The 9,233-nt window shown below is 66.5% G+C and carries 5 protein-coding genes; 3 read left to right on the forward strand and 2 right to left on the reverse strand.

Annotated features, from left to right (window positions below; all coding sequences use genetic code 11):
- Positions 1–265: 265 nt before the first annotated feature.
- Positions 266–691, reverse strand: a complete 426-nt coding sequence (locus J2X52_RS17340) for a cytochrome c (protein ID WP_310156386.1) — start codon at positions 689–691, stop codon at positions 266–268.
- An 8-nt stretch (positions 692–699) separates the two neighbouring features.
- Entirely contained in the window at positions 700–1,071 is a 372-nt protein-coding gene (locus tag J2X52_RS17345; RefSeq protein WP_310156390.1) for a cytochrome c, read from the reverse strand.
- Positions 1,072–1,319: 248 nt separating this feature from the next.
- On the opposite strand from J2X52_RS17345, the gene J2X52_RS17350 reads away from it, so the two are divergent.
- Genes J2X52_RS17350 through J2X52_RS17360 form a run of 3 tightly spaced genes read left to right on the forward strand, consistent with a single transcriptional unit; the run spans position 1,320 to position 9,030 of the window.
- Positions 1,320–2,441 carry an efflux RND transporter periplasmic adaptor subunit gene (locus tag J2X52_RS17350; protein ID WP_310156393.1) on the forward strand — a complete coding sequence of 374 codons (1,122 nt, stop codon included), beginning with the start codon at positions 1,320–1,322 and terminating at the stop codon, positions 2,439–2,441.
- Entirely contained in the window at positions 2,441–5,947 is a 3,507-nt protein-coding gene (locus J2X52_RS17355) for an efflux RND transporter permease subunit (protein ID WP_310156396.1), read from the forward strand. The genes J2X52_RS17350 and J2X52_RS17355 overlap by 1 nt, the downstream gene beginning before the upstream one ends.
- Positions 5,944–9,030: an efflux RND transporter permease subunit gene (locus J2X52_RS17360; RefSeq protein ID WP_310156399.1), complete on the forward strand. Its 3,087-nt coding sequence runs from the start codon at positions 5,944–5,946 to the stop codon at positions 9,028–9,030. Before J2X52_RS17355 ends, J2X52_RS17360 begins: the two co-directional genes overlap by 4 nt.
- Positions 9,031–9,233: the final 203 nt, after the last annotated feature.

Genomic DNA, 9,233 nt, shown 5'->3' on the forward strand with positions numbered 1-9,233 from the left:
GTGCTCCTCGCCTGACGCGGCACGCAGCCCAAACTCGCTGCGCTCAGACATGGGCTGCTCTACGGCCGCGCCAGGCTCCGGTGCTCGGCTCGCTTTACGGCTCGATTAACGTCAAAGGCTGAAAGCCAAAGCCAAAGCCAAAGCCAAAGTCGAAAGTCGAAAGTCGAAGTCGAAGCAAAAGCTGAAGTGGGAACTACAGCTGCTCGTCTACCGAAACAGCGGGCATGAGTCTTCGGGCGGCGCGCGCACGCGCCGCCAAACCTGCTCAGCGGTCGTGCGCTCCGCGCAGATCGCGCAGCTGGCTCGGTTGCGCCGCGAAGTAAGCGGCGAGATCGGCAATCTGCTGATCGCTCAGACCCGTCGCCTGCTGCGACATCAGCGCGTGTTCGCGGTCGCCGTCGCGGTAGGCCTGCAGCGAATGGGCGAGGTAGTCGCGGAACTGTCCGCCGATCTTGGGATAGGTCGGATCGATCGGTTCGTTGCCGCCTGCGCCGTGGCAGTCGATGCAGGTCTGGCCGGTCGCTGCGCTCTTGACGTTGGCAGCCTGTTCGCCGGCTTCGGTGGTGCCGGACGGCAGGCCTGCGGACGAGCTGCGTGCGGGCTGGGCTCCGGGATCGTGCGACTGGCCGCCGCAGGCGGCCAGCAGGCCGGCGAGCACGAGTGCGGGCAGGGCGCGGATCGGCCGAATCATCGCGCCGCTCACTTGGTCAGCTCCGAAAGAAAGGCGGCGATATCGGCGATGTCCTGGTCGGTGAAGCTTTGCGCCTGCGCCTGCATCGTCGGGTGACGACGGGTGCCGCGCTTGTATTCGTGCAGGGCGTTGACCAGATATTCGGGCGATTGACCGCCGATCTTGGGCACGTGGTAGTGCGGATAGACGTTGCGGTAGCCGTCGACGCCGTGACAGCCCTGGCAGGTATAGGTCAACGCGCGGCCGGTGTCGGCATTGCCGGTCAGCGGCGCATTGGTGGTCGGCGCGTCGGCGGCAGGCGTAGCCGCATCCTGCGCGGACGCACTCAGGGCGGGCGTGGCGAGGGCAAAGCAGGCGGCGAGCATCAGCAGTCGCGTCATCGAGTTATCCGCAATCCTGAATGGCTGAAAGTGCTGTCTGGGAAGCGTGACTGCACCGGTAGTAGACAGAACATCCTGCATGAACCGGTGCACAACCGGGCCAGTATAGCCACGGGCGGGTCGCAAACCCAATGGGCCACAACATATGCGGCGCTCTCCACCGGAGGTCACCATGACCTATGGCGCATTCAACGTCATGCACTGGTGATATACCTTGCTACAACACCGTAGGGGTCAATCGAATCCACATGTCCACACTGCATGCTTTCGCGTCCGTAGGACGCGTCCTGACTGGCGTCATCCTCGTAGCCGCCGCCCTTGGTCTGTCCGCATGCAAGGGGGGAGGCGATGCCCAGGCCAAGCCCGGCGACAGCGCACCGGCCCCCGTCCCGGTGGAGACCGAGGCGGTCGTGCGCCGCAGTGTGGCGGCCAGCTACGTCGGCACGGCCGCGCTGGAAGTGCCGCGCGGCGCCGATGTGGTCGCCAAGACCTCGGGCATCGCGCTCGAGGTGCTGGTCGAGGAGGGCGACACCATCCGCGCCGGCCAGCCGCTGGTGCGGCTTGACCCGGACCGCGTCCGCCTGGCCGTGCTGCAGAGCCGCGCCACGATGGGCAAGCTTGAGAACAGCTACCGTCGCGCGCAGCAGCTGGTGGACCAGCAGATGATCAGCGCCAATGATCTCGACCAGATCAAGTTCGATCTCGACACCGCGCGCGCCCAGCATCAGATGGCGGAACTTGAGCTGTCCTACACCACCGTGACCGCGCCGATCGCCGGCGTGATCTCGCAGCGCATGATCCGCACCGGCAATTTCGTGCAGATCAACACGCCGATCTTCAGCATTGTCGACAACGCGCGCATCGAGGCCACGCTCAACGTGCCCGAACGCGAGCTGCGCGTGCTCAAGCGTGGCCAGCCGGTGCGTCTGCAAGTCGATGCGCTGCCGGGCGAAAGCTTTGAAGGGGTGGTCGAGCGTGTCGCGCCGATCGTGGAATCGCGCAGCGGCACGTTCCGCGTGGTCACCGCATTCGCCGGCAACGACTCGCTGCGCGCCGGCATGTTCGGCCGCATCCATATCGATTACGACCAGCGCACCGATGCACTGGTGATCCCGCGCAGCGCGCTGCTCGACGAGGGTGACGAGACCGCGGTGTACACCGTACGCGACGGCAAGGCGGTGCGCGTGCCGGTGGTGCTGGGCTACGTCGACGGCAACCTGATCGAAGTCCGCAGCGGCCTGGAAGACGGCGATCCGGTGGTCACCGCCGGCAAGGTCGCGCTGCGCGAAGGCAGCCCGGTGCAGGTGATCGGTGAAGCGCCGGTCGCGGCCGCGCCTGCCGCCGCCGACGCCAAGAGCGACGCGAAGTAATGGCCGGCGCGCCGCACGACGGCCCCGCCGGCGACGGCCCGGCCTTGGATCCGCACGCCGCGCCGTCCGGCCGGTTCGATCTGGTCGAGTTCTCCACGCGTCGCCGGGTGACGGTATGGATGGTCGCGATCAGCATGATGCTGTTCGGCCTGATCGCGCTGACCAATCTCAAGGTCAACCTGCTGCCCGACCTCAGCTATCCCACGCTGACCGTGCGCACTGAATACACAGGCGCGGCGCCGTCGGAGATCGAGACGCTGGTCAGCGAGCCGGTGGAAGAAGCCGTCGGCGTGGTCAAGGGCGTGCGCAAGCTGCGCTCGATCTCGCGTACCGGCCAGAGCGATGTGGTGCTGGAGTTCGCCTGGGGCACCGACATGGATCAGGCGAGTCTGGAAGTGCGCGACAAGCTCGAGACGCTGCAGTTGCCGCTCGAAGTCACGCCGCCTGTGCTGCTGCGTTTCAATCCCTCGACCGAGCCGATCCTGCGCCTCGCGCTGACCGCCGGCGACAAGGGCGACGCGGTCGACGAACTCACCCGCATGCGTCGCTACGCGGATGACGATCTGAAGAAGAAGATCGAGCCCGTCGTCGGTGTGGCCGCGGTCAAGGTCGGCGGTGGTTTCGAGGACGAGGTGCAGGTCGATCTCGACCTGCAGCAGATGGCGCGGATCGGTCTGCCGATCGAGAACGTCATCCAGCGTCTGCAGCAGGAGAACATCAACCTCTCCGGCGGGCGGCTCGATCAGGGCACGCAGCGTTATCTCGTGCGTACGGTCAACCAGTTCTCGAGCGTCGAGCAGATCGGCGAGATGCTCGTCGCCACGCAGTCGGGCGGTGACGACGGCGCGGCAAGCGCCGCGCAGCAGATGGCCGCGATCGCTGCCGCGAGCGGTTCGCAGGCGGTGCTGGCGGCTGCAGCATCGGTGCAGAGCGCGTCGGGCGCGGACAGCTCGACGATCGGCGCTGGCCGCGCGATCCGTCTGCGCGATGTCGCCACCGTGCGGCAGGGCTTCAAGGAACGCGAAAGCATCATCCGCCTCGGCGGCGCCGAAGCAGTGGAGCTGGCGATCTACAAGGAAGGCGACGCGAACACCGTGGCGACCGCGGATGCGGTACAGGCGCGGCTGGACGTCATCCGCAAGGAATTGCCGCCGGACATGACCCTGACGGTGGTCGACGACCAATCGAAGTTCGTGCGGGCCGCGATCCACGACGTGCGCACCGACGCGTTGATCGGCGGCACGCTGGCGGTGCTGATCATCTTCCTGTTCCTGCGCAACGGCTGGAGCACGCTGGTGGTCAGCCTGTCGCTGCCGATCTCGATCATCACCACGTTCTTCTTCATGGATCAGCTGGGACTGAGCCTCAATGTCATGTCGCTGGGCGGACTGGCGTTGGCGACCGGCCTGGTCATTGACGATTCGATCGTCGTGCTCGAGAGCATCGCCAAGGCGCGCGAGCGCGGGCTGGGAATTCTGGAGGCCGCGATCTCCGGCACCCGTGAAGTCGGCATGGCCGTCGTCGCGTCGACGTTGACGATCATCGCGGTGTTCCTGCCGCTGGTATTCGTCGAAGGGATCGCCGGTCAGTTGTTCCGTGACCAGGCGATGACGATCGCGATCGCGGTCGGTGTGTCGATGTTCGTGGCGTTGACGCTGATTCCGATGATGGCCTCGCTCAAGGGCCGTCCGCCGCTGGCGTTTCCGGAAGAAGCGCCGCATCCGCAGTGGCATCCTGAAAGCCGTTGGCAGAAGCCGATTGCGGCGACCGGTCGTGGCATCGGCGCCGGTGTCCGCGGCGTACTGTTCGGTATTGCCTGGGCGGTGGTGCGTGCGTGGCGCTTCGTATCGGGTGGTACCGGGCGTGTCATGGGCCGGGCCAGCGATCTGGCGATGTCGCCCTACAACCGCGCCGAGCGTCGCTATCTGAAAATGCTTCCGGCCGCGCTGGCGCGCCCATGGCTGGTGCTGGGCATCGCGACCGCGGTGTTCCTGGTCAGCATGCTCGCGGTGCCGCTGCTCGGTACCGACCTGATCCCGCAGCTGGCGCAGGACCGCTTCGAGATGACGGCCAAATTGCCGCCTGGCACGCCGCTGCGCGAGACCGATCGCATCATGCGTGAGGTGCAGCAGGCGCACGCCGGCGACGACGGCGTCGAACTGCTGTTCGGCGTGAGCGGCAGCGGCACGCGGCTGGACGCGAATCCGACCGAGAGCGGCGAGAACATCGGCAAGCTGAGCATCGTCATGAGCGGTGGCGGCAGTCGCGAGTTCGAAGCGCAGCAGACCGAGCGCCTGCGCGAGACGATGCAGCAGTACCCCGGTGTCGCAGTGGACTTCGCCCGTCCGCAGGTCTTCAGCTTCTCGACCCCGCTGGAAATCGAATTGCGCGGGCAGGATCTGGAAGGTCTGGCCAGGGCCGGCCAGCGCATGACCGAACTGCTGCGGGCCAATCCGCACTATGCCGACGTCAAGAGCACGGTGGAGCAGGGTTTTCCCGAGATCCAGATCGTGTTCGACCAGGAGCGCGCTGGCGCGTTCGGCCTGACCACGCGTCAGATCGCCGATGCGGTGGTGCGCGCGGTGCGCGGCGAAGTCGCCACGCGCTACAACTTCCGCGACCGCAAGATCGACGTGCTGGTGCGCGCGCAGGAGAACGAACGCGATTCGGTCGACCGCATCCGCAACCTGATCGTCAATCCGGGCAGCGCATCGCCGGTGCGCCTCGATTCGGTAGCCGATGTGGTGGCGACCGTGGGCCCGAGCGAGATCCATCGCGCCGACCAGGTGCGTGTGGCGGTGGTCTCGGCGAATCTGCGCGGAATCGATCTGGGCACCGCGATGGATGAGGTGCGGCAGATGGTGGCGGAGAATCCGCTCGGCCCCGAAGTCGGCCTGCACATCGGCGGCCAGGGCGAGGAGCTCGCGGACTCGATGCGGTCGCTGCTGATGGCGTTCGCGCTGGCGATCTTCCTGGTCTATCTGGTGATGGCCTCGCAGTTCGAATCGCTGCTGCATCCCTTCGTGATCCTGTTCACCATCCCGCTGGCGATGGTCGGCGCGATCGGCGCACTGCTGCTGACCGGCAACACGATCTCCGTCGTGGCCTTCATCGGATTGATCCTGATGGTCGGTCTGGTGGTGAAGAACGCGATCATCCTGATCGACAAGGTCAACCAGCTGCGCGAGGCTGGCGTGGCCAAGCGCGATGCGTTGATCGACGGTGCACGCTCGCGCCTGCGGCCGATCATCATGACCACGCTGTCTACGCTGTTCGGCTTCCTCCCGCTGGCACTCGCCTTCGGTGATGGCGCCGAGGTGCGCTCGCCGATGGCGATCGTGGTGATGGGCGGCCTCGCGGTGTCGACCGTCCTGACGCTGCTGGTGATCCCGGTCGTCTACGACCTGCTGGACCGCAAGTCCGATGCGTACTACGCCGAACGCGGCCGCCGCGCGCGCCTCGGCGCCGCCGCCGATCGTCCCGACGCGGAGGTCAGCGCGATATGAGCATCGCCGAGCTGAGTCTGCGGCGTCCGGTCACGACCATCATGTGTTTCGTATCGATGGTCGTCATCGGGCTGATCGCCTCGGTGCGCCTGCCGCTGGAAGCGCTGCCGGATATTTCGGCGCCGTTCCTGTTCGTGCAGTTGCCCTATACCGGCGCCACGCCCGCCGAAGCGGAGCAGAATCTGCTGCGGCCGGCGGAGGAGACGCTGGCGACGATGAGCGGCATCAAGCGCATGCGCGGGCAGGCGGCAGCGGATGGCGCGTTCGTGATTCTCGAGTTCAGCGACTGGGACCGGGATATCACGATCAGCGCGTCGGAAGCACGCGAGCGCATCGACGCGATCCGCAGCGATCTGCCCGACGATTTCCGTCGCTACTTCGTGCAGAAGTTCTCGACCAGCGATCAGCCGGTGCTGCGGCTGCGGCTCGCGGCTAACGTCGACCTCTCCGGCAGCTACGAGCTCATCGACCGCCAGCTCAAGCGCAGGCTCGAGCGCGTGCCCGGCGTGGCGCGCGTGGAGATCAGCGGCGCGGCACCGAACGAGGTCGAGATCGCGGTCCAGCCCGACCGGCTGACGGCGCACGGGATCGAACTCAACGCGCTGGCGACCCGTCTGCGTGCGATGAACTTCTCGGTTTCTGCCGGGCAGATCCTCGACGGCGGACAGCGGCTGCGCGTGCAGCCGATTGGCGAGGTCGACGACCTGCAGCAGTTGCGCGATCTGGTGATCAACCAGCAGGGTCTGCGCCTGTCGGACGTCGCCGATGTCCGCCTGCGACCGCAACGTATGGATTACGGCCGTCGCCTCGACGGACGCGCGGCCGTGGGGCTGGAAATCTACAAGGAGCGCGACGCGAACCTCGTCGAGGTCGCACGCAACGTGCTGGCGGAAGTCGACAGCGCGCGCAGCGAGCCGGGGCTCGAGGACATCGACGTCAAGGTCACCCAGAACATGGGCGAGGACGTCACCTCGTCGTTGACGGAGCTGGTGGAGGCGGGCGCAATCGGCCTGGTGCTGTCGATCATCGTGCTGTACTTCTTCCTGCGGCACTGGCCATCGACGCTGATGGTGACGCTGGCGATTCCGATATGCTTCATCATCACGCTCGGCTTCATGCACTTCTTCGGCGTCACGCTCAACGTGCTGTCGCTGATGGGGCTGCTGCTCGCAGTCGGCATGCTGGTCGACAATGCGGTGGTGGTGGTGGAGAGCATCTACCAGGAACGCGAGCGCATGCCCGACCAGCCCTGGCTGGCCTCGGTGCTGGGCACCCGCCATGTCGCGATCGCGCTGTCGGCCGGCACGCTGAGCCACTGCATCGTGTTCGTGCCCAATCTGCTCGGCGAAACCAACCAGATCAGCATCTTCATGTCCCAGCTGGCGATCACCATCTCGGTGTCGCTGCTGGCCTCGTGGCTGGTCGCGGTGAGCCTGATCCCGATGATGGCGGCGCGGATGAAGACGCCGCCCGCCGTGGCGCGTCCCGATGGCCTGATCCCGCGCATGCAGCGCCGGTATGCGCGCGTGCTGCGCTGGTCGCTGGAACATCGCGGCTGGAGCGTATTCGGCATCCTGCTGATGGTCGCGGTCAGCCTGGTGCCGATGACCCAGACCAAGTTCGACATGTTTGGCGACGGCAGCGGCGGCAAGGAGATCCAGCTCTACTACCAGTGGAAGGGCAGCTACAACCTGCAGCAGCGGTCCGACGAGGTCCGCCGCTTCGAGACCTTCCTCGACGAGAATCGCGAAATCTACCGGATCCGGCAGCTCTACTCCTGGTTCGGCGAGGGCGGCGATTCGGGCACGATGATCACCTTCGAGGATTCGGTCGGCGATACCAAGCCGCTCACCGAGGCGATCAGCGCGGCGCTACCCAAATCGGCGCGCGCGGAAGTGGGCATCCGCGGGAGCTCGGGCCAGGGCGGTGGCGGCGGTGGCGCCAGCCAGGGCGTGCAGGTGCAACTGGTCGGCGACTCGACCCAGGTGCTGCGCGAGATCGCCGACGGGGTGATCCCGATGCTTGCAGCCAATCCAGCCCTGCGCGATGTGCGCGTGGATGCCGGCGATCTCAACCAGGAGCTCACCATCCGCGTCGACCGCGACCGCGCGGCCGCGTTTGGTTTCAGCGCCGAGCAGGTGTCGAGCTTCGTCGGGCTGGCGCTGCGCGGCAGCCAGCTGCGCGAGTTCCGCCGTGGTGAGGAAGAAGTGCCGGTCTGGGTGCGCTTCGCGGGCGCCGAGCAGTTCAACGAAGCCGATATCGCCAGCTTCATGGTGCGGTCGCCCGACGGGCGCAGCGTGCCGCTGACGAGTCTGGTCGACATGCGCGTAGAGCCGTCGGCCAGCCGGATCACCCGCGCCGACCGCCAGACCTCGCTGACGCTGCAGGCTAACCTCGCCGGCGACACCACGATGCCTGATGCACGCAAGGCGCTGGAGCAGACACTCGAGACGGTCGCGTTTCCCGCTGGCTACGGCTACACGTTCTCCGGCAGCGGATTCGAGGATGACGCCGAGGCCAGCCGGCAGATGGTGTTCAACCTGCTCATCGCGGTGATCATGATCTACGTGGTGATGGCGGCAGTGTTCGAATCGCTGCTGTTCCCGGCGGCGATCATGAGCTGCGTGGTGTTCTCGGTGTTCGGCGTGTTCTGGCTGTTCTGGCTCACCGGCACGTCGTTCACGGTGATGGCCTTCATCGGCATTCTGGTGCTGATGGGCGTGGTGGTGAACAACGGCATCATCATGGTCGAGCACATCAACAATCTCAGGCGACGCGGCATGCCGCGACTCGAGGCGCTGGTCGAGGGCAGCCGCGAGCGTCTGCGTCCGATCCTGATGACGATGGGCACGGCAATCCTGGCGATGATCCCGATCTCGCTCAGCGACACCGTGGTGCTCGGTGGCCTGGCGTATTCACCGATGGCGCGTGCGGTGGCCGGTGGCCTGGCGTTCTCGACCGTGGTCAGCCTGCTGTTCCTGCCGACGATCTACGCGATCCTCGATGACCTGCGGCACGGCAGTGCGCGGTTGATCCGGCGGGCGCGGGGTGTGCAGGGGGAGACGGCTGCTGCCGCAGGCTGATACGTTTTTTCAGCATCTGGCGCCCGGCCGGGCGTCGGATGCTTCTTTGGCTCTTGCTCTTGCTCTTGCTCTTGCTTTGCCTTGGCTTCTGACTCGAATCGAGCCGTAGAGCGAGCCGAGCACCGGAGCCTGGCGTGGCCGAAGAGCAGCCCATGTCTGAGCGCAGCGAGTTTGGGCTGCGTGCCGCGGCAGGCGAGGAGCGG

The organism is Luteimonas sp. 3794 (genome assembly GCF_031456825.1).
Classification (GTDB): domain Bacteria; phylum Pseudomonadota; class Gammaproteobacteria; order Xanthomonadales; family Xanthomonadaceae; genus Luteimonas.

Bases quoted from the DNA above. Each gene is read 5' to 3' on its own strand.
- J2X52_RS17345 (WP_310156390.1), bottom strand. From the start codon at position 1,071: ATGACGCGACTGCTGATGCTCGCCGCCTGCTTTGCCCTCGCCACGCCC.
- J2X52_RS17340 (WP_310156386.1), bottom strand. From the start codon at position 691: ATGATTCGGCCGATCCGCGCCCTGCCCGCACTCGTGCTCGCCGGCCTG.
- J2X52_RS17355 (WP_310156396.1), top strand. From the start codon at position 2,441: ATGGCCGGCGCGCCGCACGACGGCCCCGCCGGCGACGGCCCGGCCTTG.
- J2X52_RS17360 (WP_310156399.1), top strand. From the start codon at position 5,944: ATGAGCATCGCCGAGCTGAGTCTGCGGCGTCCGGTCACGACCATCATG.
- J2X52_RS17350 (WP_310156393.1), top strand. From the start codon at position 1,320: ATGTCCACACTGCATGCTTTCGCGTCCGTAGGACGCGTCCTGACTGGC.